The organism is Enterococcus sp. DIV1537a (genome assembly GCF_051712085.1).
GTDB classification, from domain to species: Bacteria; Bacillota; Bacilli; order Lactobacillales; family Enterococcaceae; genus Enterococcus; species Enterococcus faecalis.
Genome location: NZ_JBIOOE010000001.1, coordinates 1,487,559 through 1,513,758 on the forward strand (window position 1 = coordinate 1,487,559; position 26,200 = coordinate 1,513,758).

The window sequence follows — 26,200 nt, forward strand, 5'->3', positions numbered from 1 at the left end:
TTTATTTGTCCTCCTCATTCCACAGCCATTGTTGTATTGTTTGACAATCACTGTAAAGTAGAAATTCTTCTGTTTTTATTTTTTTCAATCGTTGTTGGTACACTTGACTTTCAGTCAATGGTCGATTGTCGGGTTTCTCAATACTGTTTAAAACACCGCTTTCTATTGTAACAAATCCTAAGTCAAAAAACACCTGTATCATGAAAATTAATAATTTTTCTTGGATATTTAAGTAATTTGCCACCTTCGATAGCTGGGAACGTAGATTTACTTCTTTTTGCTGCAAAATAAATTTATACAATGTTGCAAATTGTTCACGTGAAGCCATACCGTTTAAATAAGCTTCTTCTGGTGAAATAAACATCATGTATATACGTTGTATCTCAGTCGCTTCAACAATTTCTTTAACCGTGATTGCTTCCACAGGACAGTCGACAAAAACCAGTTGTTCGATTTGATTTTGAGAAACAGCTTCCACCAATTCTTCTTGGTTTGACCAAACAATAATATTAGCGGTTGGATCTGAAATAAATTTTTGATTTTTTTCATCAAACAAAAGATAAGCTGTTGCTTCTGAAGGAATTGGTTTCGTTTGATTATTTTTGCCACGAAAATCAAATAATTGTCTTCCCGATACAGCAAAATCAGTCACCATTAATTGTGGTTTCTTACGACCATTCCATTCATTGATGGAAAGTTGGCCTGCCACATCGGCGGTTCCTTGTGCTAGTTCATCCGCTTGAGGCCCCATTTGAAAAGCAATTGCATCCAATTGTGCCCCTTCTTGATTCATTTGAAATTTCAGATGTGCATTATCTGCACCAATTTGCCGAATTTGCGTAGGCGTGATTTCCTTAAATACAAAAGTTGGAACAGTATTATCAGTCCCAAAAGGCGCCAAAATACGCAATTGATCAATAAAAGTAGTCGTTGCCTGCGAAACCGCTAAGCTCTCACTAATGAGCAACTCTTGTCCATTAGCCATATCAATTTGATTTTTTTCAATAAAGTGTGCCAAATGTTCTTGAACAAAAGGAATATTTTCAACAGGTAAAGTCATTCCCGCTGCCATATGATGCCCACCAAAATGAGTGAATTGCTCACGCACTTCGTTCAACGCCTCATAGAGATTCAATGCGCTAATGCTACGTCCAGAGCCTTTAGCGGTCGTACCAGATTCATCTATTGCTAAAATAATGGTTGGTTTCCCCGTTTCTTGCATAATGCGGCCCGCGACAATCCCCAAGACGCCTTCATGCCAGCCTTGTTTCGCTAAAATATGGACCGGCGCATTCGGGTCGATTAAATCCAGCGCTTCTTTGGCAATCGTCGTTACAATGTCTTTTCGTTCATTGTTTTGTTGATCAATATATTTAGCGATTTCCAGCGCTTGCTCTTCATCAAATGTAGTCATTAATTCAACACCTGGTGCGGCTTCCCCTAATCGACCTAACGCATTTAAACGAGGTCCGATGGTAAAGCCAATTGATTCTTCTGAAACAGCTTCCTTTTTCACACCCGCTTCTTGTAGTAAAACGTCTAAGCCAATTCGATCACCAGTTTGAATCATTTGAAGGCCCATTTTGACAAACGTTCTATTTTCATCGGTTAATGAAACCAAGTCAGCAATTGTCCCAATTGCTACCAAATCTAATAACTCAATTGGCAATTCACCAAGTAACGCAGTAGCGACTTTGAAAGCCACGCCGACACCAGCTAAATCTCCAAAAGGATAGTCTCCTTGCGGATGTCTAGGGTGGACAATCGCATAGGCTCCTGGTAATTGTTCAGGCAATTCATGATGGTCAGTAACGATTACATCTACTCCTTGTGCCATAGCGTAGTTAATTGCTTCATGTCCGGCTACACCATTATCAACGGTTACAATTAATTGGACTCCTTGTTCAATTTGTTCAGCAAATACGTCTTTATTAGGTCCATATCCATGAACAAAACGATTCGGTAGAAAGTACTGAACCATGCCACCGACTAATTCGATTGCTTCTTTCATAACCGTGGTACTAGTGATGCCATCTGCATCATAATCCCCATAGACAAGGATTTGTTCACCCGCTTCGACGGCTTGCTGGATGCGGGCTACCGCTTTCTCCATATCATGCATTAAGAACGGATCATAAATATCTTCGATAGTCGGATGTAGAAACTTACGTAATGCTTCTTCTGTCCGGATATTGCGGTGCCATAAAAGTTGGCCAATTAATGGATTAATTTCTTCTTTTTTTAATTGTTCTATAAATTCTACAGGTAATTCTGTCTTTGTCTGTAACTGCCATTGATAGTTTGATTTTTTCACGACGTCACTCCTAACCAAGTAATTATAGCAAAATTTTTCCAAAAACTAAAGAAAGCATTTTTTTAAATCTGAGAAAAAAACTGTGATATCTGTTAGATAAATAGCAGATATCACAGTTTTATTTTAAAAGAAACTTAGCGATAAAGTCTCTTCCTTATTTTTGTTCCTCTTCATTCACACGAGGTTTCACATAACGATCAATACGACTACCTGACACAGGCGTTGCGTCTACTTCTGTGTTTGATGTTTGTTCGTTGACCACTGGTTCTGCGACTTGTGGTGCTGCCGCTTGTTTGGCTTGCAAATCAGCCAATTGATTATCAAATGAACGTTGAACTTTTTCCGTTTCTTCTTTGACTAATTTATCCATATCATTTTTATAAATATCCAACTCTTTTTGTACAGCTTTTAATTCTTTACGTTGGTTCCAAATAGTGGTTGTGGAGGTTAGTAACCCAACTAGTGCGCCAATAATTGCAGAACCTAAAATAATTAAGATTAACGGTCCACTAATTTTAGTAAAACCAAAGTTTACTGGAACAGCTTGATTATTTAAAACAGCAAAAATAACAACAATTAAGACCAACACAAGGCCCAAAATAACACGCCATTGATTTTTCATGACTTGATCGACTCCTTTATTTTTTATTTAAAATATTTCCCGCTATGAAATCTCCTAAATGTGGAAACAATGTATAAAAGCGGGCAGCCGCTTCCATGACAAATGGACGATTAATCTCACGTCGAGAAGTCCCCATACTCCCAACCACTTCTTTCGCTAATTTCGTAGGGTCCAAAACAATTTTATCCACCGCAGCTAGATATGTGCCTGTCGGGTCCGCTTTATCAAAGAATTCTGTTTGGATTGGTCCTGGATTGACAGTCGTTACTGCTACACCCAACGGTTTCAATTCTAAACGTAAAGCATTTGAAAAACCTAACACAGCAAATTTCGTTGCAGAATAAACGGTTGATTTAGCTGTAGCCATCTTCCCAGCCATTGAAGCAACGTTGATAATATGTCCTTGCCCAGCTTCAATCATTTTAATAGCTACTTTTTGAGTAAACGTCATCATTCCTAGAACGTTGACATCAAACATTTGGCGTGCAACAGCCAAGTCAATTTCAACAAAATTTTCAAACAAGCCAAAACCAGCATTGTTGACTAAAACATCTATAGGACCAACTTCTGCTGAAATAGCTTCAACCACACGTTCAACACTTTCTGGATTGGCAATATCTAATTGATAAGAAAATGCTTCTCGTCCGCTTAAAACAGCACACTGCTCGCGAACTTTACCAATCAAATTAATTCTGCGGGCGCAGACAACGACGACCGCCCCTTGTTTAGCTGCTTCATAACAAATTTGTTCACCTAAACCAGCTGAACCTCCAGTTACGACAACGACTTTATTTGTTAAATCCATCTAAGCTCCTCCTTCATTGGCAAATGGAATCTCAATGATATCCATATCTTTTACGATTTTTGTATTGGGGAAAATTTCTTGGGCTTCTTCTTGAAGCTGATAGGCCTCTTTGGTTAAATAACGGGCACTAATATGCGTTAAGATAAGTTGTTTTACTTGCGCTTCTTTTGCAACTTCAGCTGCTTGTTGACTGGTTGAGTGGAAGTAGGCTTTTGCCATTTTTGCTTCGTGTTTATTAAACGTACTTTCATGGACTAAAACATCCGCTCGTCGTGCTAAGGTTACGCTATTTTTAGTTTTGCGAGTGTCTCCTAAAATCGTCACGATTCGTCCAGGTTTACGCTCTCCCACAAACGCTTGTCCATTAATCTCCTGTCCATCAAAAACAATCGTTTCACCACGTTTGAGTTTGCCATACAATGGCCCAGAAGGAATCCCTAAAGCTTGAAGTTTCTCTACTTGTAATTCTCCTTCATGCGCTGCTTCCTCAATTCGATAGCCAAAGCTCGTGATGCCATGGTCCAAGATATTACAGCGAACAGTGAATTGTTTATCTTTAAAAATAACGTCATTTTCTTTTGTTAATTCAATAAATTTCAGTGGATAGGACAACCGCGATTGCGAGACCCGTAAAGAAGTCTTGACAAAGTCAGCAACCCCAACTGGTCCATAGATTTCTAAAGGTTCTGTCCCGCCCTGAAAAGAACGACTACTTAACAAACCAGGTAAACCAAAAATATGATCCCCATGTAAATGTGTAATAAAAATCTTTTCAATTTTTCTTGGGCGAATACTACTTTTTAAAATTTGCAATTGAGTCCCTTCCCCACAATCGAAGAGCCAAACTGCATTTCGTTCATCTAATAATTTCAACGCAATCCCTGTGACATTGCGATGTTTTGCTGGCACACCAGCGCCTGTTCCTAAAAATTGTATTTCCATCTGCTACCATACTTTCTTTTAAACTTCCTTTTTATTTTAGAAGAAGTTTGCTCCTTTAGCAAATAATAATTTATCTATTTTCTCAAAGTTTTCTTCTTAGTTTACCGCATTTTACGATAAAATAACAAAAAATTAGCAAACTACCATAAAAAAACGTGATTTCTTAGTATTTTAAAAGACTGTTTCCCTTTATTCAGAAAACAGTCTTTGATCCTTATTCTTCTTTCGATGTCGCTTCTTTGTGTTGTTCTTTTTTTGCTTGCCACGATTGTTTCGCTTCATTTGCAACTTCGTTCGCATCGTTAATTTCTTGTTGGACTTCCTCTAAATCAAGCCGCGTGATTTCGCCACCTAAGTCAAACATAACCAATTGGTTGAGCGGACGGTTGTCTTCTTCTTCTGCAATTAATAACAATCCCGTTTGTCCTTCATCAATCTTTTGAATCACATGTTCAAAAACCGTTTGGGCTTCTTGAATTTCTTTGGCGTCTTTGCTCGCACCATACATACTTCCAGCAAACCAGCCAAAAAGAATGCCCAGAGGACCACCTAATATGCCTACTAGCATCCCAATCATGCTATCTTTTGATGTATGATTGTTGCCTGTAAAATCGATAAAATCATTGATTTTAAATTGATGCTGGCCATCATTAACATGCGTAACAACCGCCATTTGCTCACCTTTAAGCTGTCTTTCTGCATGCATCTTTTTTATTTCGGAAAATGCTTGGTACGATTTACTTTCAATATCAAAGTTCATAATGATAATTCGTTTTGCCATACAAATCGCTCCTTTATTCTGGATACATCTATTTTAGCAAGAAAGGCCTGTCTCTAGCAATGAAAACTTTTTGGTTATGTATAAAAAAAGAAGATAGCTAGGCTACCTCCTTGTTAATGCTTATTTACCATCAAGAATATTTAAACGGACCTTTTTCGGACCATCGATACGTACACTATAAACAATTGTCCGAATTGCTTTTGCAACACGCCCTTGTTTACCAATGATACGTCCAATATCTTCTTTGGCCACAGTCAAATTATACTCGAGGAAATCAGTTGATTCCTCAATTTCTAATGAGACTGCTTCAGGTTGACTGACTAACGGACGGACAATAGTTAAAATTAACTCTTTCACATCTGCCATATTCAATCACCTTATTTCTTAACATTTTTAGCTTCATGATGTTTTTTCATAACGCCTTCTTTTGAAAGGATGTTACGAACTGTATCAGAAGGTTGCGCACCTTTAGATAACCAATCTAAAACTAAATCTTCTTTTAAAACTACTTCTGCAGGGTCTTTCAAAGGGTTGTAAGTACCTACAGTTTCGATGAAACGTCCATCACGAGGAGAACGAGAATCAGCTACTACAATACGGTAAAAAGGACTCTTTTTAGAACCCATACGTTTTAAACGAATTTTAACTGCCATTATTAAATACACCTCCATTAACTTAATCACAAGAGTTAGTTTAACAGATTAACAACAACCTGTAAAGAGTTTTTTCTTGACACCTTTACTTTTTTTCAATTTTTTTAGCCAATTTGCAGGAAAACAAACGAAATAATGAAGAATTTTTACAAAATTTGATAATAGTTGTACTGGTTTCTCACTTGAAAGCCTTCTGTTTGATAGAGATGAAGCGCTGCTTGATTTTCTGTTTCAACTTCTAAAAAAATAGTCGCTGAGACTGAATTTTCTAAAATCATTCGGAGCGCAGACTGTAACACTTGACGGCCAAGACCGCGACCTCGTTGCGTTTTTGTCACAACAAAGCCATAAATCCCCCATTCGTTTTCAAAATGATCCAAACGTAGCGTGGCTAAAAGTTGATTGTTTTCTTTATAAATAAGTGTTCGTTGAAGGTCCTCCGGCAAAGGCGTACCTTCGAGTAACCTAGCCAAGGAATGCAAATCAGCCACTTGTGGTCGGAGAAGTGTCAGCTTCGCCAACGCCTGTGAGTAAGTTTCTCTTTGAAAAACCAGATACTGTTCTGAAAAAGCTGGCACAATTCCTTGTCTATTAAAATAATTCAGGCCAACAGATTGCTTGTCGTCCATCACGAGAAAGACTTCTTTCATTCCCCACAAAGCTGCTTGCTTTTCGAGTTCTTGAACAAGTTCTTCAAAAAATGGCCCTACATTTGGCGCAACAATCGTCGCTTCCAAGGTTTCCCCATCAAAACAATACCCTACGATATATGCTTGAATGGTTTGTTCCTTCCTGTATAAACCATAATAAGTATAAGCTGATTCCTCAGGAAATGTTTGTTCCAATTTATAAAAAGTTCCTTGTTTAATCATTTCCTTATTTCTTAATTCAGTCAATGTTTGTTTCTCCAACGGTGTTAACTGTCGGCGCCAATTTATTTTTTTATTCAAGCAGTTGCTCCTTTACTCATCCTTTTACTAGCTATTATACGTGAAGTTACGAAGTTCAACAATGTACAAGGATAAAACGTTTGCGCTTTTTTTGGAAAAGTACTATCATAAAGTAAGTAAAAGAAAAATGGAGGGATTTACATGACAAAAAAAATTGGTATTTTTGTAGGGAGTTTAAGAAAAGATTCATTTAACAAATTGGTAGCAAAAACAATGGCGGACTTATTTCCAGCTGATTTCGAACCTGTTTTTATTAACATTGGTGATTTAGAATTATACAATCAAGATTTGGATGATGAAGGAACCCCCACCGAAGCTTGGACAACATTCCGTGAAGAAGTCAAACAAGTAGATGGTGTGATGTTTGTAACACCAGAATATAACCGTTCAGTACCAGCTGTTTTAAAAAATGCATTGGATGTCGGTTCACGTCCGTATGGCGAAAGCGTTTGGGATAAAAAACCAGGACTTGTGGTGAGTGTTTCACCAGGTGCAATTAGCGGATTTGGTGCAAACCATCATTTAAGACAATCATTAGTCTTCTTAAATGTTCCAACTTTACAACAACCTGAAGCCTATATTGGCGGCATCACGAACTTAATTGGTGAAGATGGTAAAATTATTGATGGCACTGTTGGCTTCTTACAATCAATTGTAGATGCTTACGTGGATTTCTTTAATCGCTTAACTGCCTAATTGAATCAATCGAGAAAAAGTGAGGCAACTTTTTACAGGTTGTCTCACTTTTTTTATTTTTTCGCTTGACCTTCTCGTTACGTAAAGGTTTATGATAGATTTTGTCAGGAGGAATGAATGATGGAATATACAATTAAAAAAATGGCTTCACTATCTGGCGTCAGCGCACGGACGTTACGATATTATGATGAAATTGGTCTTCTTCAACCAGCCAGAATTAATTCTTCTGGTTATCGAATTTACGGGCAAGCCGAGGTGAATCGTTTGCAACAAATTCTTTTTTACCGTGAATTGGATCTGAAACTAGATGAAATTAAAGAAATTTTGGAGCAACCTGACTTTAATGTTGAACAGGCTTTATACGAGCATCAACAAAAACTATTGGAAAAGCGCAATGAAATTGATCGTCTTTTAGCCTCTGTTCAACAAACCTTACACCATTACAAAGGAGAGATAAACATGTCAGATCAGCAAAAATTCGAAGCATTCAAACAACAAAAAGTTCAAGAAAACGAAGAAAAATATGGTAAAGAGATTCGGGAAAAATATGGCAACGAAACGATTGAACAAGCCAACAAAAAATATTTAAACTTGACGGAAAAAGACATGCAAGCAATGCAGAACGTGGAAAAAGATTTATTTTCTAAGTTAGCCATGTATCAAAAATCACCCAAGTTGACTAGCCAACTTGCGCAAGAAATTTTCCAATTACACAAAGATTGGTTAATGTACTCTTGGTCAAGCTATTCGCCAGAAGCACACAAAGGGTTAGGCCTTATGTATGTTGGCGATGAACGATTTACGTCATATTATGAACAACACGGCGCTGGTTTTGCCGAAGCGTTAAACGCAATTATCCAAAACTACGCTTAAACAGAAAGTGCGCCATCAGTCTCTTCGACTGATGGCGCACTTTCTGTTTCTTCCAATAATTAACTAAAGCCTGTTTATCTTTTTTTCTTTTTCTTCTTTTTGTTTTTCTTCATCATACGATTCATGGCCATTTTACCTAACTTGCCTTTAACGCCGCCACCTAGCATTTGATCCATACCAGGAATGTTCATATCCCCTTTGGACATTTGTTGCATCATTTTTTTGGATTCTTTAAATTGTTTAATCATACGATTGACTTCAACCACACTATTTCCTGAACCAGCTGCAATTCTGCGGCGGCGACTAGGATTTAATAGATCAGGATTTTCACGTTCTGCAGGGGTCATTGATAGGACCATCGCCCGTTTCCGTGCCACATCTTTTGGATCGACTTTGACATTTTCAATACCAGGCATGTTACTCATTCCAGGGATCATTTTTAATAAGTCTTCAATCGGTCCCATGCCCATAACTTGATCCAATTGCTCAATGAAATCGTTAAAGTCAAAACTGTTTTCTTTCATTTTTTGAGCAAGTTCTTCTGCTTTTTTCTCATCGTAATCTTGTTGCGCTTTTTCAATTAGCGTCAACATGTCCCCCATACCTAGGATACGACTCGACATACGATCGGGATGGAAAATTTCTAAATCGGTTAATTTTTCACCAGAACCGACAAATTTAATCGGAGCGCCCGTTACTGCCCGAATTGACAGCGCAGCCCCCCCACGAGTATCGCCGTCCATTTTGGTAATAACAACCCCAGTAATTCCAAGCTGTTCATTAAAACTATCTGCAACGTTGACAGCATCTTGCCCCGTCATCGCATCAACAACTAACAGAATTTCATTGGGATTAGCCAACTCTTTAATTTGTTTCAATTCGTCCATTAAAGCTTCGTCAATGTGTAAACGGCCGGCCGTATCAATTAAGACATAATCATTTTTCTTTTCTTTTGCTAATGCTAACCCTTGACGAACAATTTCCACTGGATTAGCATCTGTTCCCATATCAAAAACGGGAACTTCTAATTGTTGACCTAAAACCTTCAACTGATCAATCGCTGCTGGACGATAAACGTCACCAGCGATTAAAAGCGGACGAGCGTTTTCAGTTTTCATTAAGTGTTTTGCTAATTTACCAGTAAAAGTTGTTTTACCAGCCCCTTGTAACCCTGTCATCATAATCACTGTCGGGATTTTTGGAGATTTATTCAGTTCAACCGTTTCTGAACCTAACGTTTTCGTTAATTCTTCATCAACAATTTTTACAATTTGTTGGGCTGGTGATAAGCTTTCTAATACTTCGACTCCTACTGCCCGTTCTCTGACGCGTTTTGTGAAATCTTTGACCACTTGTAAATTAACGTCGGCTTCTAATAAAGCCAAACGGATTTCTCGCATCATTTCTTTTACGTCGGCTTCGGAAACTTTTCCCTTACGACGGATTTTACTCATTGCCTGTTGTAGGCGGTTTGTTAAACTCTCAAAAGCCATAGTTTCATTCCTCTATTTCTTGAATTTGTTCAATATATTTTTTGATTTCACTATCTTTGGGATAAGTTTCTTGAACATACTGCTGTAGTTGTTCAAGATATTCTTTCCGTACAACATAGTTTGAATAAAGATGTAACTTTTTTTCGTATTCTTCTAAAATTTTTTCGGTTCGTTTAATGTTATCATAAACCGCTTGACGACTAACCTCATATTCTTCCGCAATTTCTCCTAAAGAAAAGTCATCAGCATAGTAAAGCTCCATATAATTCATCTGCTTTTCCGTTAATAATGTCGAATAAAATTCAAATAACGCATTCATGCGGTTTGTTTTTTCCATTTCCATGAGCCGTGCTCCCATCTTCAATCCCTTATAGGTTACCGATTTCATAGGGAATAGTCAATCTTTTTTTACTAAGTTTTTACCTTTTAAAAAGAAATGTCCGCAAGTTGCCATGTTTCTTCAGAATAAACGGTCATTCCTTGTTGAATAAAATAAGCAGTTGCGACTCCAACTCCAGCTTTTTTAATGCCAGAAAATTGTCCATCATAAATCAGCTGGCTGCCACAGCTGGGACTTTTTTCTTTCAAAATCAAGGTTGTAATTTGTTGGGCTTTTAATTTTTGATACGCGCGTTGTGCCCCTGCTTTAAATGCCTCAGTGACATCTTCCCCGTTATCCGTATATACATAAGCAGTATTCGCCCAAACATCGAAGCCGTCCCCGCCAATGATTTCTGCTGGCGGACGTGGAATGGGCAACTCTCCTAAAACTTCGGGACAAATCATTATTGCTTTTCCATTAGTTACAAGTTGTTTTAACGCTTCTTGTTCTTGAGATTTTCCATCGTAACGGCAACAAATCCCACCTAAGCAACTACTAATACCAATCATTCGCTTCTCCTCATTTCATTTCTCTATTATACCATGAGTTGACTTTTCTCAAAAGTAGCATTCTCGCTTACTTTAAAGTACGTTCTTCCTCTAAAAATATGTTAAACTAACAATAGTGAAATATACACTTATTTTCAGAAATTTCTTGAAGGAGTTATGTAAATGAAAAAAGTTCTTGTCGTCGATGATGAACCATCGATTTTAACTTTGTTAACCTTTAATTTGGAAAAAGAAGGCTATCAGGTGACTACTTCCGAAAATGGTAAAAACGGCTTCGAATTAGCTTTGTCTAATCAATATGATTTTATAATTTTAGATGTAATGCTTCCTGGTATGGATGGCTTAGAAATTACCAAGGCACTTCGTCGAGAAAAAATTGACACGCCTATTTTGATTTTAACTGCCAAAGATGAACAAGTAGATAAAATCATCGGCTTAGAAATTGGGGCAGATGATTATTTAACAAAACCTTTTAGTCCCAGAGAAGTCCTAGCACGCATGAAAGCTATTTTTCGTCGTTTAAAACCTACCACGACCGAAACGCTTCAAGAGGACACACCTAAAGCTCCGCTTGTGATTGGCGAGATTCGTGTGGATGAACAAAATTATGAAGTCTTTGTGCGCAATCAGCCCATTGAGCTAACACCGAAAGAATTTGAATTACTCGTTTACTTCATGAAACGCAAAGATCGGGTCATTAATCGGGAAACCTTGTTGGAACGAATTTGGCAATATGACTTCGCTGGACAAAGTCGCATCGTCGATGTCCACATTAGTCATTTACGTGATAAAATCGAGCCTGATCCCAAACGGCCCGTTTACTTAGTAACTGTCCGTGGCTTTGGCTACCGTTTTCAGGAGCCAAAACGATGAAAAAGAGACTGCGGATTGAATATTTTTTTGTTGCGGCAGTCATGCTTTTATTATTTGTCGGAAGTATTGCAGCGACCAATTTTTTCTTTCAAAAAGAAATGGTTGCTCAGCAAGAAACCTATTTAAGAAGAAAAAATACCCTTTTAACAGACCAGTTGCCCCCTTCCGTTTTCGAAAAAGGGCAACTGACAAACCAACAACAACTCCTTGTCACCCATGCGTTAGATGATGCAGAAGAACGGGTAACTTTGTTGCAAAAAAATGGTACCGTCTTTTTTGACAGCAGCCAAAATGAACCGCTAGAGTCGCACAAAAAACGACCTGAAATCGCTGCGGTTCTATCAGGAGCTACCTATGGTTCAGCTTTACGAAAGAGTAAAACGTTAAATAAAGAACTTCTGTACGTTGCCACGCCTGTTTTAAAATCAGGAGAAATCGTTGGTATTATTCGGATTTCGGAACAAACCGCGCTATTTTCTAAAAATATCCAATCTTTTCGTCGCTATATTATCTTTACATTTGGCATCTTGTTCCTACTAATTACCTTGTTTATCTTTTTATTGTTACGGCAAAAAAATCAACCGCTAGTGACTGTCTTACCGATTCTGAAACGAATGCTTAAACATCCAGATGAAAATCGATCCATTATCCAGCAATCTTCTGAATGGAATGAACTTTACGAAACTATTAACTTACTGAGTCAACAAGTAAGTCAAACGTATAAAGCGTATACGTCTGCGGATGAGCAATTTCACGAACTTTTAGATGAGTTGATGATTGGTGTCTTTATCATTGATACGCAAGGACGGCTTCGTCTGTTGAACCCTAAAATGCAGGAAATGTTAGGACTCTCTGCTAAAAATATGCAAAGCAATTATCTTGAAGTGATTCAAGACGCCGATTTGATTCATTTAATCCATCAAGTCGTCGCTGAAAAAAACAGCTTACATCAAGAAATCACTGTGACACAGGGACCAACACCTTTACGCTTAGATCTTTCTCTTCGTTACTTGGATGATCAAAGTGCCAATGATTATCAAGTGTTAGGAATTGCCTATGATTTAACGCGCGTTCGCCAACTAGAAAAAATGCAAAAAGATTTTGTATCAAACGTGTCTCATGAATTAAAAACGCCTGTCACTTCTCTTTTGGGCTTTACCGAGACACTCATAGACGGCGCCAAAGAAGATCCGGAAGTCCTTAATCAATTTTTGCACATCATGCAAAAAGATGCCCAGCGTCTGCAACAATTAATTCAAGAAATTTTAGAACTTTCTCGGGGCAGTGCAACAATTCCTTATGCAGAACAAGAAATTACTTTAGAAAAATTTATTACAGAAATTCTCGGTTCTTATCAGCAACAATTGGCAGCAAAACAGCTGAAAACAGTCGTTCATGGTCTGCCAGAGAGCCAGTTTTTCACCAAATACGAATTGTTTTATCCAATCGTGAAGAATCTAATTGAAAATGCCATTCAGTATTCCCAAGAAAATGGACAGATTACTATTTCTTATGCTATTGAAAATCAGCAATTACGTTTATCTGTTCAAGATACTGGCATTGGCATTAGTCAAAAAGACCAAGAACGGATCTTTGAACGGTTCTATCGTGTCGATAAAGCACGTAGCCGTCATTCTGGTGGCACCGGTCTAGGTCTAGCTATTGTCCAAAATTACACAGAATTATTAGGCGGTAAAATCGCCATTGATAGTCACTTAGGCTTAGGGACCACTTTTACAATCACCTTGCCTTTAACAAAAAAAGAAGCCTAAAAAAACTCAACCAATCCTGTTTATTGGCTGAGTTTTTTTGTTTATTTTTCAGTTACTTTTCCATTTACATCACGTTCTACTTGCATGTCTGTGATGGCTAAATAACCTAAGTCTTTGACAATTGTCTTTTGAACATCATCGGTGACCATATAGTCTAAGAAGGCTTTTACTTCTTTATTAGGCTCCCCTTTTGTATACATATGTTCATAAGACCAGATTTTCCATGAATTGTCTTTCACGTGTTCTTCTTTTGGTTCAACACCATCAATGCTTAAGGCAACAGTGGAATCATCCATATAAGAAAAAGCTAAATAGCTGATTGCTCCTGGTGTTTGTTCAACAATTTTACGAACTGTTCCCGAAGAATCTTGTTCTTGTGATTGAACTGGTTTAGCTCCATCTAAGCCCCATTTTTCAAATGTTGCTCGGGTGCCACTTCCGTTTGCGCGGTTTATTACGACGATTTCTTGATCTTTGCCGCCCACTTCTTTCCAGTTTTTGACTTTGCCAGTAAAGACATCAATCAATTGTTGCTTCGTTAAATTCTTCACGCCGACTTCTTTGTTGACCACTGGTCCCATACCAACCACGGCCACCCGATGATCAACTAATTTAGAGGCATCCACGCCATCTTTCTCTTCGGCAAACACATCGGAATTTCCAATGGTCACTGCGCCATCTGCAACTTGCGAAAGTCCTGTTCCGCTGCCGCCACCTTGGACAGAAACTGTATAATTAGGATGTTCTTGTGTAAATTGATCTTTCGCAGCATCTACTAACGGTTGTAAAGCGGTGGAACCAACAGCGACAATTTTAACTGGTTTGTTACTATCCGCTTCGCTGGATTTTTCAGTTGTGCCTCCTTGAGCTCCGCACCCAGTTAATAATAACCCTAGACTCAGCATAGTTGCTGCAATTACACGTTTTTTCATCTTTGCACTTCCTTTTCAATTAGTTACAAGTTTAGTCTACCAAGACTCTGTTAATTCTGTTTCAATTAAATGTAAATAAAAGGTAAAGGTGTGTAAAGAATCTATAAAGGCTAGTGCGTTACGCGTTAGGTCGCCATGTAATGTGCAATTCGTTCCATGGCCGTTGTCAATTTATCCATATCGGACGCATAACTAATTCGGACGTATCCTTCTGCTTCTGGACCAAAAGAAATACCTGGAATCAACGCTACTGCTTCTTTTTGCGCTAAATCAATACAAAATTTCATAGAATCTTGTTCATAACCAGTAGGAATCTTAGCAAAAATATAAAAGGCGCCATTTGGACGTGCAACCTCAAACCCCAATTGAGTCATCTGTTCATAAACAAAATCGCGCCGTTTCCGATACTCTTCTTTCATAATTTCAGCATCATGCATTCCTTCGATTAAGGCACGAACAGCCGCTTTTTGAGACACAGTTGCAGCCGCAGTAACTAAATACTGATGAACTTTAATGATCTCCGCTGTTAAAATCGCTGGTGCAAAAATAAAGCCAATCCGCCAGCCTGTCATAGCATGTGATTTCGACAAACCGTTAATTAAAATCGTTTGGTCACGTAACATTTCAGCAATCGAAACATGACTCTCATCATAAGTTAACTCACTATAAATTTCATCACTAATCACAAAAATGTCGTATTTTTTTAGAACATCAGCAATTGCTTGCAACTCTTGGCGGTTATAGGTGACACCAGTTGGGTTGCTAGGATAATTTAAAATAATTGCTTTGACTTGTTCCCCATGCTCGGCCATTGCCGCTTCAATCATTTCAGGGGTCAAGACAAAATCGTTGTCTCGTGTATCCAAATATACCGGTTCCGCCCCCGCCAATGTAATAATTGGTTCATACCCTGGGTAAATAGGTGCTGGCAATAGCACTTTGTCACCTTGTTCTAAAATTGCTAATAACGAAGCTGAAATCGCTTCTGTTGCTCCAACTGTTACTAAAATTTCTGTCGCAGGCTGGTAAGTCAAATGATACTTTTCTTTCATAAAATAAGCGGCTGCTTCACGGACATCTAATAAACCAGACATCCCTGTATAATGAGAAAAATTCGCATCAATTGCTTCTTTGGCTGCTTTTTTGACATGCTCAGGTGTGTTAAAATCCGGCTCTCCTAGCGTTAATTTTAAAATACCTTCAATTCCTGAGACTTGTTCGTCAAATTGACGAATTAAAGAAACAGCAATTTTATTTACTTGACGATTAAAACGATTGGTTAAATCCATTTAGCTTCACTCCTTCAGTTGACGTTATAGTAGCACAAATTGACCGTAAAATGAATGATTTTCTCATTGTTTCGCTAGATTTTTATTATAAATATCTCAAAAAAACGACAGAGAAGAAAATAGGAGAACTTTGTCCTTTTCAACAAAGTTCTCCTATTTATTTATTTTTCGAAACGCCATGTCCGAATTTCAAACGGACGTAATGGTGCATCAACTTCTATCGCTGGTGTCAACGGTTCTTCTAATACATTTGTTAAACAAGTCGCTGGTTGTGTCTCTTTGTGAAGTTCACAAGGAATATTTTGCGCTGTTAGATTAAAGCCACGAACGACTAAATGATTCGTTTGCTCTTGACGTTTAACGGCTGTCCAACCAATTGGTCCTTCTGCCGTTGTCAAGTAGACATGGTTCGGTGCTAGTTTACCTTCATGACGCGCAGTAGTAGCTGCAGTAAAAGGAATTTGTGCACTATAGGCTTGTTGATACGTAGCAAAGCGTTCTTCTGGTTTTCCATGCAATGACAAACCATATTTAAAGGTATATTCTCCTTGACATTGTGCTTCTGGTGTCGCAAAATAGCCCCAATCACCTAGTTCGCCAACACAACGAATTAATGTGACCGCAATGGTTCCATCTGCCAAGACTTCATACTCATTTAAGCCTTCATTGAAGATAGTCACGCCTTTGTTTTGGTCATGAACATTCACAAACGCTTGTTGGTGCTGCGGGTTTGTTGGATTTTCCCATGTATCGCTTACTTGATTTGGTCGTGTCACGACTTCATAAATACTATCCGCTTCGTGTGTTTCTGTGACCATGCCAGTTGGGAAAAGCACGCGTAAACGATGATCTTTGATTTGATTATTAATGGTTGTTTCAAAGAACAATTGGTTACTTTCTTTGATCATTGTAACCACTGTCGTTATTTCGAACGGGCGAAGCGTCGTTGAACGTTGTGCTTGGCGTTCTCTAAACTCACAAACAGCCTTTTGTTCTTCTTCTAATCGTTCATCTGCTGCAACTGGTAACATGACAGTTTGTTTAATTTGATAACTTGCTTTTACAGGGGAATTTTCTTTATTCGTGATTTCAGCCGTTACATTTTCAGTTGTAATTCCTTGGTCTTCGGTCGGTTTGAAAAAGATATATTCATTCCCAATATCGCCAGTATCTTCAAATGTTAATAATTTTGAAAATGTTTCTCCTGTTTTTTTGTCAGCAATGGTTAAGCTACCATTGTTTTCAATTTTCACTTGAATAAATTCGTTTTCCATTTCATTTGTTGCTGGTTGAGCCAAAAGACTTCCTTCAAAAGCTTTCGGTTCTCCTTGAATCAATGCAAAGCTATCCCAAGAGAATGGCGCCATTTCTTTGACAGATAATTCGACCGTTAAGTATTTAGCCATGTACGGTTGACGGAAGGCATCTTTAGGTAAATCGTAACCAAAACGAACATCTTCTTTGACAACACGGCTTGCAACGGCTTGTCCTGTTGGATCAATCACTTGATAATCTGGGGTGGCTTTTTGTTTTAATTCATGATAAAGATCTTCAGGTTTTCCTGTATAAAATGGCAATCGTTCAATCTCCACTTCCACAGTGACAACCTCCGTTTTCTGATAGCCACTAGTATTAAATAAAACAAACGGGTGCGCTTTTTCTGGGAAAACACTTGTATCAATTGCTTCTGTTAATTGTCGTGTTGCTTCATCTGCTAAGAAATGCCCGACATCATTGGCATTTTCAAAGCGAGTCATCATGCCTCGGTGAACCTCGTCGACAGAACAGCCACAAATACTATCGTGCGGATGGTTTTGAAGCAATGTTTTCCAAGCATAATCAAATTGGTCATGTGGGTAGTCGCCAGTTACTTCGTAAGCCATTGCTGCTAAAGGTTCTGCGATATTTTCTAATTGGCGTTGCACTTTTGTGTTCCACTGTTTTAAATAGACGCGAGCAGAAGAAGTATTGGCTAATGTGTACCAGCCATCCGTTTCTTGACTCGTTAATTCGCCTGTTACTGTTCCTAAATCTTCTGGTAACTCCTCTTGAACAGCTTTCAAATAGTCATCGAAATTGGAATGAATAAATTCATATTCTGGGAATAGTTCATTGGCTAAAGCGATGGCCTTAGTAATATCTCTTTGTACCGGTTGGTGGTCGACCCCATTCATCATCAATAAATGGTTTGTGGAAGCGTAACGTTCCACATCAGCCAATTTTTGTTTCCAAAAAGCGATTGCCGCTTCTTTTTCTGAAGGAATTTCGTTCCCGTTACTATACCAGTTCGCAAAAAGCAAGCCGAAAATTTTCGTTTGGTCAGGACCTTCCCACCACATTTCAGAATATTGTGAGCTATAGTCGCTTTCTAAGACTTGATTATCAAAGCCAATCGGTTTCACCCCGCGTCCAAACGCAGCCGCAGGCAGATTTGCTAATTGCATCATTTGAGGCGTTTGACCCATATTCCCAAATGTATCCGGGAAGTAACCTAATTGAACTGGTGCTCCCCATTTTTGACTTTCTAAATGCCCAATCAGCATGTTTCGAACATTGGATTCAGAGCTAATTAAAAAGTCATCTTGTAAAATATAAAATGGTCCGATTTTTAGTTTGCCTGCTTGGACAGCCTTTTTCACGGCTTCTTTTTTCTCTGGGCGAACTTGTAAATAGTCGTCTAAGATAATCGTTTGTCCATCTAAATGGAAACTGTTAAACTCTGGATCATTTTCAATTAAATCTAATACATTATCCACTAATTCAATTAAGCGCATATGATGTTCTTCATAAGGCAGATACCATTCACGATCCCAATGACTATGGGAAACAATATAGACTTTTTTCTTTGTCATCACTTTTCCTCCTATTTTTCCACTCGGATGTCAAAATAATCCATAACTAATTCACAAAACATCATATTAGCCCATGAAAACCATTCTCTTGTATAATTTTCAGGATTATCTACGTCAAAACCTTCATGCATCAAATGAGTCCCCGCATCTGTGGCAACTAATAAATCTAAAATTCGTTCTTTTTCTGCTTTATCTTTGGTTGTCATTCCTTCCATTGCTAAAGCAATCGGCCACACGTAATTTTCTGGTGTATGCGAGCTACCAATCCCTTTCGCGTATTTGCCTTCATAGAAGTAAGGATTTTCTTTACTTAATAAGGTTTGACGCGTTGTTAAATATTGTTCATCCTCTGTTGAACAATAACCCAGATAAGGGGCTGCTACTAAATTGGGAACATTACTGTCATCCATCACGCTTGCATTGCCTAAGCCATCCACTTCATACGCGTAAATCGTTTCGTTATTTTGATTTTTTGTTCGTCCAAATGTTTGGATGCCTTCTTCAATCTCTTCTTGTAATTTTTTAGCAATCGCCACAATCGTAGCATCTTCTAAAACATCAGAGAAAATTTCTTGAATATAGCCTAAAATTACAACAGCAAACATGTTAGAAGGAACTAAGTAACCATATTGGCAGGCATCATCACTAGGACGGAAGCCTGACCATGTCATCCCTGTTTTCCCAACTGGTGTTCCTTTCCCTGCTTCAACCAACGTATCTTCTTGACGCCACGTATCTCGTTCGAATAAATAAGGTGACTGTGCGTGATCTTGTTCTGTTGTAAAAACGTTGAGAATTTTTTTGACGCCTTCCACAAAGTCTGAATTAAATTGTTCGGTCATCCCAGTATTTTTATAAAGTAAATAGGCTAATTGGACCGGGTAACATAATGAATCAATTTCATATTTCCGTTCCCAAATCCAGCCATTCATTTCTGTCTTATCAGTTTGATGGCCTGCATGATTATCTGTTTCATTAAACGCATTGGCATAAGGATCAATGCAAATATAACGAAACTGGCGCTTAACCAACCCAGCAATCATTTGAGCAAGGTCTTCGTCTTCTTTCGCAATCACTAAATAGGGACGAACTTGCGCTGTTGAGTCTCTTAACCACATTGCTGGAATATCGCCTGTTAATAAAAAGGTAGTACCATCTTCTTGACGTTTCACTGTTGTTAGTAAAGTATTGGCAAAGGCCGCCTGAAAGTTTTTTGCCCAATCTTGATGTGCTTCACCGCATTTTTCTGTAATTGTCTCCATAAATGTTGCTACGGATTTTGGAACTTCTGTATAAACCATTCTCGTCACCTCTTGAATTTGATATATCATTTCACAATTGAATTATAGCGTTTACATTTCACTTTGTCTAGTGATTTCGATCATTTTTTTCATTTTAAAACCAATTAATTTATGGTAAACTATAAATAAGATATATCTTATTGTGAGGTGAAATGAATGAAGCAACCATTATATCAACAAATTATTGATTATTTACAAAATGAAATTGATTCAGGGCGATTGCCTGTTGGAGCGCAAGTGCCTACCGAAAAAGAATTATCGGCTCAGTTTAACGTCAGTAGAATTACGTCCAAACGAGCGCTAACTGAGTTGGAAACGCAAGGCGTAATCCAACGTCACCAAGGAAAAGGAAGTTTTGTTCAAGCACCAAAGCATCCTCTTCATACCTCTTTAAATAAAGTTCTTTTTTTATTGCCTTTTGCAGACGATTTATCAGTAGGAAATTTCTATAGCGGTTTGGCCCCTACTATTCAAGCAGCTGGTTTAGAAGTCTTTATGACCTCGCCTAATTTTTTGAGAGAGAAAAATGCTGCGGACATTGTGAATGAGTTTGCCGGGCTTGTCTATTATGCTGCTACTAGTAATGACTACCTCGACTTATTGTTTGAGTTGGCTTTGATGAATTTTCCAGTCGTTGTCTTGGATAAAAAGATCCATGATTTACCTTTTGCAACCATTCAATCAGACAACTTTGCTGGTGGTAAAACAGCAACCGAACGCTTAATTGGCTTAGGACATACGAAAATTGGATATATCCTTTCAGGAAGTCCGGCCCTACAATCCGTTCGGCAACGTTATTTAGGTTATCTCCAAGCTTTAAAAGAAGCCAATCTGGCGTTCCATACAGCAATCACGGAAACCAATCTCTTAGATGAACACAACTTTAAACATTATTTTGAGGCGCACCAACTCACAGCCGTGGTCTGCGATAATGACTTCAGCGCGTTACATTGTTTACGAAACTGTAAAAACCTAGGTATTCATGTGCCAAAAGAATTATCGATTATTGGTTTTGACGATATTCAAGCAGCAGCATTTGTCGAACCGCCATTAACAACCATGGCACAAGACTTTAAAGAAATGGGAAAACTAGCTGGCGAAGTGTTATTACAAACGATGCAACAAGACCTTCAAATCATAGAAGACATTCAAGTGCCTGTCACATTAATTGAAAGAGAAACCATTTCTACTGTTTCAAAATGAGCCAAAAAAGAAGGGACTATCAGTCAAATCACTGATAGTCCCTTCTTTTTATTCCTTAGTGCTAAATGTTTTGGTATCTACCTCTTTTTTAAACAACGCTTTTAATTCTTTGATAAAGTAGCGACCAATTGGACTGATTTCCCGATTTTTGGGAAAGAGTAAACAAATACGATTTTCCAAAGCTGGCGCCAATGGCACTAACCGAATTTCTTTCTTCGTAAAACCCGTTACGACTCCTGAACCAGAAGCATAAGCATTGGTTTCTACCAACAAATTCATCAAGGTTCCACGATCTGTAGTATGAATGACCGATTCCTGTTCAGGAATTTCAACTAAATCTTCAGAAAAATAGGAAAAATTGCTTCCTTCTTGATTAAAGCGAACTTGTGGATAGGGAACTAATTCCTCTAAATGAATTTCTTTTTGCTTGGCTAAAGGATGATGATTTCCTAAAAAAATGTGTGTATTAAAGGTACTAATTACCTCGTAGGCTAGATTAGCTTGTTCTAAATACCGTTCAATACTGACACTATTTTGTTCATTTAAATAAATAATCCCCAATTCACTGTGAAATCCTTTGACGTCTTCAATTACTTTTAAGGTTGTGGTTTCAAAGACACGAAAATCTTTATATTGATCCCCATACTTTTTAAGAACTTTGGCAATTACCTCACCTAAAAAATCGTAATGTTGCGAAGAGATGGAGAATCGTTCGCTGGTCACTGTCTCGCGATAGCGATTTTCCAATAACTCCATTTGAACTAAGACTTTCTCTGCTTGTTCTAAAAAAACCATTCCTTCTTCTGTTAAAAAAGCGCCCTTATTGGTACGTAAAAAGAGGGAAATCCCTAGTTCTTCTTCTAATTCTCGAATACTATTTGACAAGCTAGGTTGTGTAATAAATAGTTTTTTGGCTGCTTCCCGAAAACTCCCATTGTTAGCTATGGCAGCAACATACTTCATTTGTTGAATATTCAACACTTTTTCCTCCACACACTAATCATTTGAAAAATAAATCTTACGCCCATTCAACGGCTGAAGGGGCCGATTGTTAAAGGCCAACATACCTTCCTTGATCTTATTTAAAAAGGCTTGATCCATTTTTTGAATGGTATCAAATACAAACCATTTCACTGGACCCTTAGTTGGCGGTGTTGTTAACGAGCCTACATAATGGTAGTGTAGACGCTCCTCTGGTAAAAAGATTGACGGATTAAACCATTGTTGGTGCGTGCCGTTTTCCCAGTCCATCGGATGATTCGCTTCTGAAAAACGATTTTCTTCCTCTGTGATGGTAAACAGGCAACCGACAACTAAATTTTCGCCAGCATCATTCATATGAACCAAATGGAATTCTAGCGGATACTGCTTTCCCGACAGCAAATGTTCGCTAGGCATATGAAAATGGATATCGGTTAAATGATACGCAACATTTTCAAACATTACGTAACTTTCCGTATTTGGTGGTACAAAATGAAACGTATTTTTGAATTCCTTTTCAGTGAATTCTTCTTTTTTATAATGAAACGTAATCTGAGAATTTACTGTCTCAGCACTTTCTTTTTCTAAAGCAATTGGCGATTGATAAGCAAACTTAGCACCTTCTGCAAACCAGTCACATAGCGTATGCCAATGTTCTGGTCCATCGTTGCCTGTATAGCTCCATTCAACGTCCATATTTTTTATTTTTTTCATACACTCTTCCTTCATTTCCACATAGTAATCAGGTAAAACTCATGTTAAAACTCTATCCTAACATCTTTTCTACGTCAAACAAAAGAACTTAGATCATTACGCTCCTCGGCAAATGACCTAAGTTCTCCTACCGTTAAATCTGGTTACTGAAAATGACACTAAAAATCAGACGACAAGAACCGTCTTTAGTTCAACGGTTATTTGCCCCAGTTTTCAGGATCTTTTTTCCATTCTTGTAATAAGGTAACATCTTTTTCTTCGATATAATTTGCTTCTAATGCAGCATCAATTAAAGTTGAATAATTGGTTAACGTTAGTAACGTCATCTGTTTATCTGCAAAATTTGCCGTTCCTTTGGGTAACTCATAAGTGAAGATTGCCGCAACGCCTAAAACCGTTGCTACTTCACGTTCCGCCGCTTCTGCCGCTTCTAACACGCTACCGCCGGTTGAAATTAAATCCTCGATAACTACCATTTTTTGTCCTTCAGAAATTCGGCCTTCAATTTGATTCCCTTTGCCGTGGTCTTTGGCTTTACTGCGGATATAAACCATTGGTAATCCTAAAATATCGGCTACCCATGCCGCATGTGGAATCCCTGCGGTAGCTGTCCCAGCAATCACTTCGACTTCTGGGAAAGTTTCTTTAATTTTTGCCGCTAAGCCTTCTGCAATTTCTTTACGCACAGCAGGATAACTCATCGTGATACGGTTATCACAATAAATCGGGCTTTTTATGCCACTAGCCCAGGTAAACGGCTCATTAGGGTTTAAAAATACCGCTTCAATATCTAATAAATCTTTGGCAATCTTTTTTGCTACTTTTGTCATGTTACTTTCCGCTCCAGTCTTTTTTGATTTCTTGATAGGCTTCATAAGGATTTTCTGCTTGGGTAATAGGTCGGCCAACAACGATATATGTGGACCCGATTTCGCGAGCATGTTGCGGCGTTACGACCCGTTGTTGGTCACCTACTGCACTTCCTGCTGGACGAATACCAGGTGTTAAGCAAATAAACGTCTGCTTGGTTGCTTCTTGAATACCACGTGCTTCTAATGCTGAACAAACCACGCCATCCAGACCCGCTTTTTCCGCACATTTAGCATAATGAATGACACTTGTCTCTAAAGAAACGTTGATTAATTGATCGTGGTGCATCTCTTCTTCACTAGTAGAAGTCAACTGGGTTACAGCAATTAACTCAGGAATCTTAGCGCCTGGCTGAGTCCCTTTGATTAGACCTTCCTTAGCTGCTTGCATCATTCGAACGCCCCCTGCTGCATGGACATTGGTAATGGCAACGCCTAATTTTGCTAAATTTGTCATCGCTTTTTCCACAGTATTCGGAATATCATGTAATTTTAAATCCAAGAAAACATCATGTCCTTGTTCTTTAAGCCAGTGAACAATCGCTGGTCCTTCTGCGTAAAAAAGTTCCATCCCCACTTTAACAAACAAGGCTTCTTCCTTAGGAAATTTTTCTAAAAAAACAGCCACTTCTTTTTGCGTGGGAAAATCTAACGCAATAATTGGTCTATCGTGCATTTTGCTGCCCCTCTCTCACTTCTTTAATTAATTGTTCCAACGATTCAATGCCTAACTCTTCCATTCGCTTAGGTAATCCGTCAATCAACTTCGGACAAATATATGGATCTGTAAAGTTGGCCGTACCAACACCGACAGCGCTAGCACCTGCCATGAACATTTCCAAGACATCATCCACTGTTTGAACACCGCCCATTCCAATAATTGGCAACTGAGAAACACTGGCGACTTGTCTGATTAAGCGAATGGCAATAGGTTTAATGGCTGGGCCAGATAGTCCACCAGTTTGATTGGCTAAAATAGGTTTTCTCGTTTTTAAGTCAATGCGCATCCCGAGCAATGTATTAATCATAGAAAAGCCGTCTGCGCCCCCTGCTTCAATTGCTTGGGCGATCGGCACAATGTCCGTTACGTTTGGTGATAGTTTAACATAAATCGGAACAGAGGCGACTTTTTTGACTGCTTGTGTTAATTGAAAAGCAACTTCTGGATCTGTACCAAAAGCTATGCCGCCATGTTTCACGTTGGGACAGGAAATATTCAGTTCAATTGCTTTGATATTAGGCGCTTGCCCAATTTTTGCGCAAACAGCCACATAGTCCTCTTCGCAAGCACCTGCAACATTTGCGATAATCGGTAAGTTAGGGTATTTTTCTAATTTTGGTAATTTTTCTTGCATAACCACGTCTAAGCCTGGATTCTGCAATCCAATGGCATTTAGCATACCACTAGGTGTTTCAGCTACACGTGGTGTGGGATTTCCATATCGTGCTTGGGGCGTTGTTGCCTTAATCATAATTGAACCTAATTGATCAAGGTCATAATAGTTAGCATATTCTTCCCCGAACCCAAAGCAACCACTGGCGGGAATAATTGGATTTTTTAATGTTAAACCTGGAATTGAAACGGCTAAAGGATTTTTCATCATAAGATAACCTCACTTGCTTTAAAAATCGGACCTTCATCACAGACCTTGACACTTTTTGCTCCAGTAGTGTCTCCTTTTTTATGGCAAACGCAGGCATAGCAAGCCCCAATTCCACAGGCCATCCGTTCTTCTAAAGAAAGGTAAACGTGTGGATGTGTTGGAAATAAAGAATCAATTGCTTTTAACATACCATTCGCACCACAAGCATACACTGCATCAGGGATCCGTCCTTTTGCTAACGCTTCTGACAATAAACGGCCCACGTTGCCATGAGCGCCAAACGAGCCGTCATCTGTGGCAAAATGTGTTTCTCCTAATGCCATAAATTCTTGTTGGTAATAAGCAACCTCTTTTGATGCATAACCAAGAAAATGAATCACTTTCACGCCTTTTTCATTGAGTTGTTTTGATAATTCATACAATGGGGGAATCCCGATTCCTCCACCAACGATAAAAGCAGTCTGACCAGCTGCTACGGTAGTTATATCAAAGCCGTTTCCTAAAGGACCTAAAATATCTAATTGTTCACCAGCCTTCATGGTGGCAAACACTTCCGTTCCAGCGCCTTCGACTCGATAAATCAAACGACAGGTTTCATTCGAATGATCAATTTGGTTGATGCTAATCGGTCGCCGCAAAAGTAAATCTGCACGCGGAACCTTGATATGCACAAACTGTCCAGGTCGTGTCATCTCTTTCACTAACTCGCCTTGTAAGTCTAACTGATAAATCCGTGGCGCTAACTGTTTTTGAGCTACAATGGTCATCATTTCTTGCTTTCTCTGCATCA

Annotated in this window: 26 protein-coding genes; 5 read left to right on the forward strand and 21 right to left on the reverse strand. The window is 38.6% G+C overall.

Annotation, left to right across the window (positions count from 1 at the left end; genetic code table 11):
• Window position 1: 1 nt before the first annotated feature.
• The 8 genes from recJ to IGJ41_RS07455 all read right to left on the reverse strand — a co-directional run bounded on the left by recJ (window position 2) and on the right by IGJ41_RS07455 (window position 7,067).
• On the reverse strand, window positions 2-2,314 hold the full coding sequence (gene recJ, locus IGJ41_RS07420) for a single-stranded-DNA-specific exonuclease RecJ (protein WP_010710304.1): 2,313 nt from the start codon (window positions 2,312-2,314) through the stop codon (window positions 2-4).
• A 154-nt stretch (window positions 2,315-2,468) separates the two neighbouring features.
• On the reverse strand, window positions 2,469-2,936 hold the full coding sequence (locus tag IGJ41_RS07425) for a LapA family protein (protein ID WP_002357439.1): 468 nt from the start codon (window positions 2,934-2,936) through the stop codon (window positions 2,469-2,471).
• Between the two features lie 16 nt (window positions 2,937-2,952).
• On the reverse strand, window positions 2,953-3,741 hold the full coding sequence (locus tag IGJ41_RS07430; protein WP_010827457.1) for an SDR family NAD(P)-dependent oxidoreductase: 789 nt from the start codon (window positions 3,739-3,741) through the stop codon (window positions 2,953-2,955).
• Complete coding sequence (gene rnz / locus IGJ41_RS07435) at window positions 3,742-4,683, reverse strand: ribonuclease Z (protein ID WP_002361891.1); 942 nt, start codon at window positions 4,681-4,683, stop codon at window positions 3,742-3,744.
• Between the two features lie 214 nt (window positions 4,684-4,897).
• The gene (locus IGJ41_RS07440) at window positions 4,898-5,464 is read right to left on the reverse strand and encodes a DUF1269 domain-containing protein (RefSeq protein ID WP_101008452.1); all 567 of its coding nucleotides are present in this window, start codon (window positions 5,462-5,464) and stop codon (window positions 4,898-4,900) included.
• Between the two features lie 120 nt (window positions 5,465-5,584).
• Window positions 5,585-5,830: a KH domain-containing protein gene (locus tag IGJ41_RS07445; RefSeq protein ID WP_002357435.1), complete on the reverse strand. Its 246-nt coding sequence runs from the start codon at window positions 5,828-5,830 to the stop codon at window positions 5,585-5,587.
• 11 nt (window positions 5,831-5,841) lie between these two features.
• The gene (gene rpsP / locus IGJ41_RS07450) at window positions 5,842-6,117 is read right to left on the reverse strand and encodes a 30S ribosomal protein S16 (RefSeq protein WP_002357434.1); all 276 of its coding nucleotides are present in this window, start codon (window positions 6,115-6,117) and stop codon (window positions 5,842-5,844) included.
• A 146-nt stretch (window positions 6,118-6,263) separates the two neighbouring features.
• Complete coding sequence (locus tag IGJ41_RS07455) at window positions 6,264-7,067, reverse strand: GNAT family N-acetyltransferase (RefSeq protein WP_162783902.1); 804 nt, start codon at window positions 7,065-7,067, stop codon at window positions 6,264-6,266.
• A 141-nt stretch (window positions 7,068-7,208) separates the two neighbouring features.
• On the opposite strand from IGJ41_RS07455, the gene IGJ41_RS07460 reads away from it, so the two are divergent.
• Both IGJ41_RS07460 and IGJ41_RS07465 read left to right on the forward strand, forming a co-directional pair.
• On the forward strand, window positions 7,209-7,763 hold the full coding sequence (locus IGJ41_RS07460) for an NADPH-dependent FMN reductase (protein WP_002357432.1): 555 nt from the start codon (window positions 7,209-7,211) through the stop codon (window positions 7,761-7,763).
• Between the two features lie 117 nt (window positions 7,764-7,880).
• A complete protein-coding gene (locus IGJ41_RS07465; RefSeq protein WP_002357431.1) occupies window positions 7,881-8,636 on the forward strand; it encodes a MerR family transcriptional regulator in 756 nt (251 codons plus the stop codon).
• Window positions 8,637-8,710: 74 nt separating this feature from the next.
• Here IGJ41_RS07465 and ffh read toward each other — a convergent pair whose 3' ends face one another.
• The 3 genes from ffh to IGJ41_RS07480 all read right to left on the reverse strand — a co-directional run bounded on the left by ffh (window position 8,711) and on the right by IGJ41_RS07480 (window position 11,020).
• A complete protein-coding gene (gene ffh / locus IGJ41_RS07470; protein WP_002360194.1) occupies window positions 8,711-10,129 on the reverse strand; it encodes a signal recognition particle protein in 1,419 nt (472 codons plus the stop codon).
• A 4-nt stretch (window positions 10,130-10,133) separates the two neighbouring features.
• Window positions 10,134-10,472 (reverse strand): putative DNA-binding protein, encoded by a 339-nt coding sequence (locus tag IGJ41_RS07475; protein WP_002357429.1) that lies wholly within the window; start codon window positions 10,470-10,472, stop codon window positions 10,134-10,136.
• A gap of 83 nt (window positions 10,473-10,555) precedes the next feature.
• Window positions 10,556-11,020: a DUF523 domain-containing protein gene (locus IGJ41_RS07480; protein ID WP_002364031.1), complete on the reverse strand. Its 465-nt coding sequence runs from the start codon at window positions 11,018-11,020 to the stop codon at window positions 10,556-10,558.
• Between the two features lie 162 nt (window positions 11,021-11,182).
• Here IGJ41_RS07480 and IGJ41_RS07485 point away from each other — a divergent pair, with 162 nt between their 5' ends.
• Together IGJ41_RS07485 and pnpS are read left to right on the forward strand one after the other, a co-directional pair.
• On the forward strand, window positions 11,183-11,893 hold the full coding sequence (locus IGJ41_RS07485) for a response regulator transcription factor (protein ID WP_002364032.1): 711 nt from the start codon (window positions 11,183-11,185) through the stop codon (window positions 11,891-11,893).
• The gene (pnpS, locus tag IGJ41_RS07490) at window positions 11,890-13,665 is read left to right on the forward strand and encodes a two-component system histidine kinase PnpS (protein WP_002381855.1); all 1,776 of its coding nucleotides are present in this window, start codon (window positions 11,890-11,892) and stop codon (window positions 13,663-13,665) included. Before IGJ41_RS07485 ends, pnpS begins: the two co-directional genes overlap by 4 nt.
• Before the next feature lie 41 nt (window positions 13,666-13,706).
• Here pnpS and IGJ41_RS07495 read toward each other — a convergent pair whose 3' ends face one another.
• The 4 genes from IGJ41_RS07495 to IGJ41_RS07510 form a co-directional block, all read right to left on the reverse strand.
• Window positions 13,707-14,597 carry a phosphate ABC transporter substrate-binding protein PstS family protein gene (locus IGJ41_RS07495; protein WP_002357425.1) on the reverse strand — a complete coding sequence of 297 codons (891 nt, stop codon included), beginning with the start codon at window positions 14,595-14,597 and terminating at the stop codon, window positions 13,707-13,709.
• Window positions 14,598-14,722: 125 nt separating this feature from the next.
• Complete coding sequence (locus IGJ41_RS07500; RefSeq protein WP_104855391.1) at window positions 14,723-15,886, reverse strand: pyridoxal phosphate-dependent aminotransferase; 1,164 nt, start codon at window positions 15,884-15,886, stop codon at window positions 14,723-14,725.
• 161 nt (window positions 15,887-16,047) lie between these two features.
• Entirely contained in the window at window positions 16,048-18,738 is a 2,691-nt protein-coding gene (locus tag IGJ41_RS07505; RefSeq protein ID WP_153854290.1) for an alpha-mannosidase, read from the reverse strand.
• A gap of 11 nt (window positions 18,739-18,749) precedes the next feature.
• Window positions 18,750-20,039 carry a glycoside hydrolase family 125 protein gene (locus IGJ41_RS07510; RefSeq protein WP_002357422.1) on the reverse strand — a complete coding sequence of 430 codons (1,290 nt, stop codon included), beginning with the start codon at window positions 20,037-20,039 and terminating at the stop codon, window positions 18,750-18,752.
• Window positions 20,040-20,195: 156 nt separating this feature from the next.
• Between IGJ41_RS07510 and IGJ41_RS07515 the strand changes: the two genes are divergently transcribed.
• On the forward strand, window positions 20,196-21,242 hold the full coding sequence (locus IGJ41_RS07515) for a GntR family transcriptional regulator (RefSeq protein ID WP_002381851.1): 1,047 nt from the start codon (window positions 20,196-20,198) through the stop codon (window positions 21,240-21,242).
• Window positions 21,243-21,290: 48 nt separating this feature from the next.
• Here the strand turns inward: IGJ41_RS07515 and IGJ41_RS07520 are convergent, their stop codons facing one another.
• From IGJ41_RS07520 to IGJ41_RS07545, 6 genes are all read right to left on the reverse strand, one after another.
• A complete protein-coding gene (locus IGJ41_RS07520; RefSeq protein WP_002361904.1) occupies window positions 21,291-22,220 on the reverse strand; it encodes a LysR family transcriptional regulator in 930 nt (309 codons plus the stop codon).
• Window positions 22,221-22,238: 18 nt separating this feature from the next.
• The gene (locus IGJ41_RS07525) at window positions 22,239-22,952 is read right to left on the reverse strand and encodes a carbonic anhydrase (protein WP_002382382.1); all 714 of its coding nucleotides are present in this window, start codon (window positions 22,950-22,952) and stop codon (window positions 22,239-22,241) included.
• A 182-nt stretch (window positions 22,953-23,134) separates the two neighbouring features.
• Window positions 23,135-23,767, reverse strand: coding sequence for an orotate phosphoribosyltransferase (gene pyrE / locus IGJ41_RS07530; RefSeq protein ID WP_252671800.1), 633 nt, complete (start codon window positions 23,765-23,767; stop codon window positions 23,135-23,137).
• Window position 23,768: 1 nt separating this feature from the next.
• Window positions 23,769-24,482 (reverse strand): orotidine-5'-phosphate decarboxylase, encoded by a 714-nt coding sequence (gene pyrF / locus IGJ41_RS07535; RefSeq protein ID WP_002366765.1) that lies wholly within the window; start codon window positions 24,480-24,482, stop codon window positions 23,769-23,771.
• Entirely contained in the window at window positions 24,472-25,410 is a 939-nt protein-coding gene (locus IGJ41_RS07540) for a dihydroorotate dehydrogenase (RefSeq protein ID WP_252671799.1), read from the reverse strand. Before IGJ41_RS07540 ends, pyrF begins: the two co-directional genes overlap by 11 nt.
• Complete coding sequence (locus IGJ41_RS07545) at window positions 25,407-26,198, reverse strand: dihydroorotate dehydrogenase electron transfer subunit (protein WP_002365731.1); 792 nt, start codon at window positions 26,196-26,198, stop codon at window positions 25,407-25,409. The genes IGJ41_RS07540 and IGJ41_RS07545 overlap by 4 nt, the downstream gene beginning before the upstream one ends.
• Window positions 26,199-26,200: the final 2 nt, after the last annotated feature.

Excerpts from the sequence above, each read along its gene's own strand:
- IGJ41_RS07465 (WP_002357431.1), top strand. The coding sequence starts at position 7,881 with ATGATGGAATATACAATTAAAAAAATGGCTTCACTATCTGGCGTCAGC.
- IGJ41_RS07485 (WP_002364032.1), top strand. The coding sequence starts at position 11,183 with ATGAAAAAAGTTCTTGTCGTCGATGATGAACCATCGATTTTAACTTTG.
- pyrF (WP_002366765.1), bottom strand. The coding sequence starts at position 24,482 with ATGCACGATAGACCAATTATTGCGTTAGATTTTCCCACGCAAAAAGAA.
- IGJ41_RS07480 (WP_002364031.1), bottom strand. The coding sequence starts at position 11,020 with ATGATTGGTATTAGTAGTTGCTTAGGTGGGATTTGTTGCCGTTACGAT.
- rnz (WP_002361891.1), bottom strand. The coding sequence starts at position 4,683 with ATGGAAATACAATTTTTAGGAACAGGCGCTGGTGTGCCAGCAAAACAT.
- IGJ41_RS07500 (WP_104855391.1), bottom strand. The coding sequence starts at position 15,886 with ATGGATTTAACCAATCGTTTTAATCGTCAAGTAAATAAAATTGCTGTT.
- IGJ41_RS07545 (WP_002365731.1), bottom strand. The coding sequence starts at position 26,198 with ATGCAGAGAAAGCAAGAAATGATGACCATTGTAGCTCAAAAACAGTTA.
- pnpS (WP_002381855.1), top strand. The coding sequence starts at position 11,890 with ATGAAAAAGAGACTGCGGATTGAATATTTTTTTGTTGCGGCAGTCATG.
- IGJ41_RS07525 (WP_002382382.1), bottom strand. The coding sequence starts at position 22,952 with ATGAAGGAAGAGTGTATGAAAAAAATAAAAAATATGGACGTTGAATGG.
- IGJ41_RS07515 (WP_002381851.1), top strand. The coding sequence starts at position 20,196 with ATGAAGCAACCATTATATCAACAAATTATTGATTATTTACAAAATGAA.
- IGJ41_RS07430 (WP_010827457.1), bottom strand. The coding sequence starts at position 3,741 with ATGGATTTAACAAATAAAGTCGTTGTCGTAACTGGAGGTTCAGCTGGT.
- pyrE (WP_252671800.1), bottom strand. The coding sequence starts at position 23,767 with ATGACAAAAGTAGCAAAAAAGATTGCCAAAGATTTATTAGATATTGAA.
- IGJ41_RS07475 (WP_002357429.1), bottom strand. The coding sequence starts at position 10,472 with ATGGAAATGGAAAAAACAAACCGCATGAATGCGTTATTTGAATTTTAT.
- IGJ41_RS07460 (WP_002357432.1), top strand. The coding sequence starts at position 7,209 with ATGACAAAAAAAATTGGTATTTTTGTAGGGAGTTTAAGAAAAGATTCA.
- IGJ41_RS07425 (WP_002357439.1), bottom strand. The coding sequence starts at position 2,936 with ATGAAAAATCAATGGCGTGTTATTTTGGGCCTTGTGTTGGTCTTAATT.
- rpsP (WP_002357434.1), bottom strand. The coding sequence starts at position 6,117 with ATGGCAGTTAAAATTCGTTTAAAACGTATGGGTTCTAAAAAGAGTCCT.
- IGJ41_RS07510 (WP_002357422.1), bottom strand. The coding sequence starts at position 20,039 with ATGGTTTATACAGAAGTTCCAAAATCCGTAGCAACATTTATGGAGACA.
- IGJ41_RS07440 (WP_101008452.1), bottom strand. The coding sequence starts at position 5,464 with ATGGCAAAACGAATTATCATTATGAACTTTGATATTGAAAGTAAATCG.
- IGJ41_RS07505 (WP_153854290.1), bottom strand. The coding sequence starts at position 18,738 with ATGACAAAGAAAAAAGTCTATATTGTTTCCCATAGTCATTGGGATCGT.
- IGJ41_RS07445 (WP_002357435.1), bottom strand. The coding sequence starts at position 5,830 with ATGGCAGATGTGAAAGAGTTAATTTTAACTATTGTCCGTCCGTTAGTC.
- IGJ41_RS07540 (WP_252671799.1), bottom strand. The coding sequence starts at position 25,410 with ATGATGAAAAATCCTTTAGCCGTTTCAATTCCAGGTTTAACATTAAAA.
- IGJ41_RS07495 (WP_002357425.1), bottom strand. The coding sequence starts at position 14,597 with ATGAAAAAACGTGTAATTGCAGCAACTATGCTGAGTCTAGGGTTATTA.
- ffh (WP_002360194.1), bottom strand. The coding sequence starts at position 10,129 with ATGGCTTTTGAGAGTTTAACAAACCGCCTACAACAGGCAATGAGTAAA.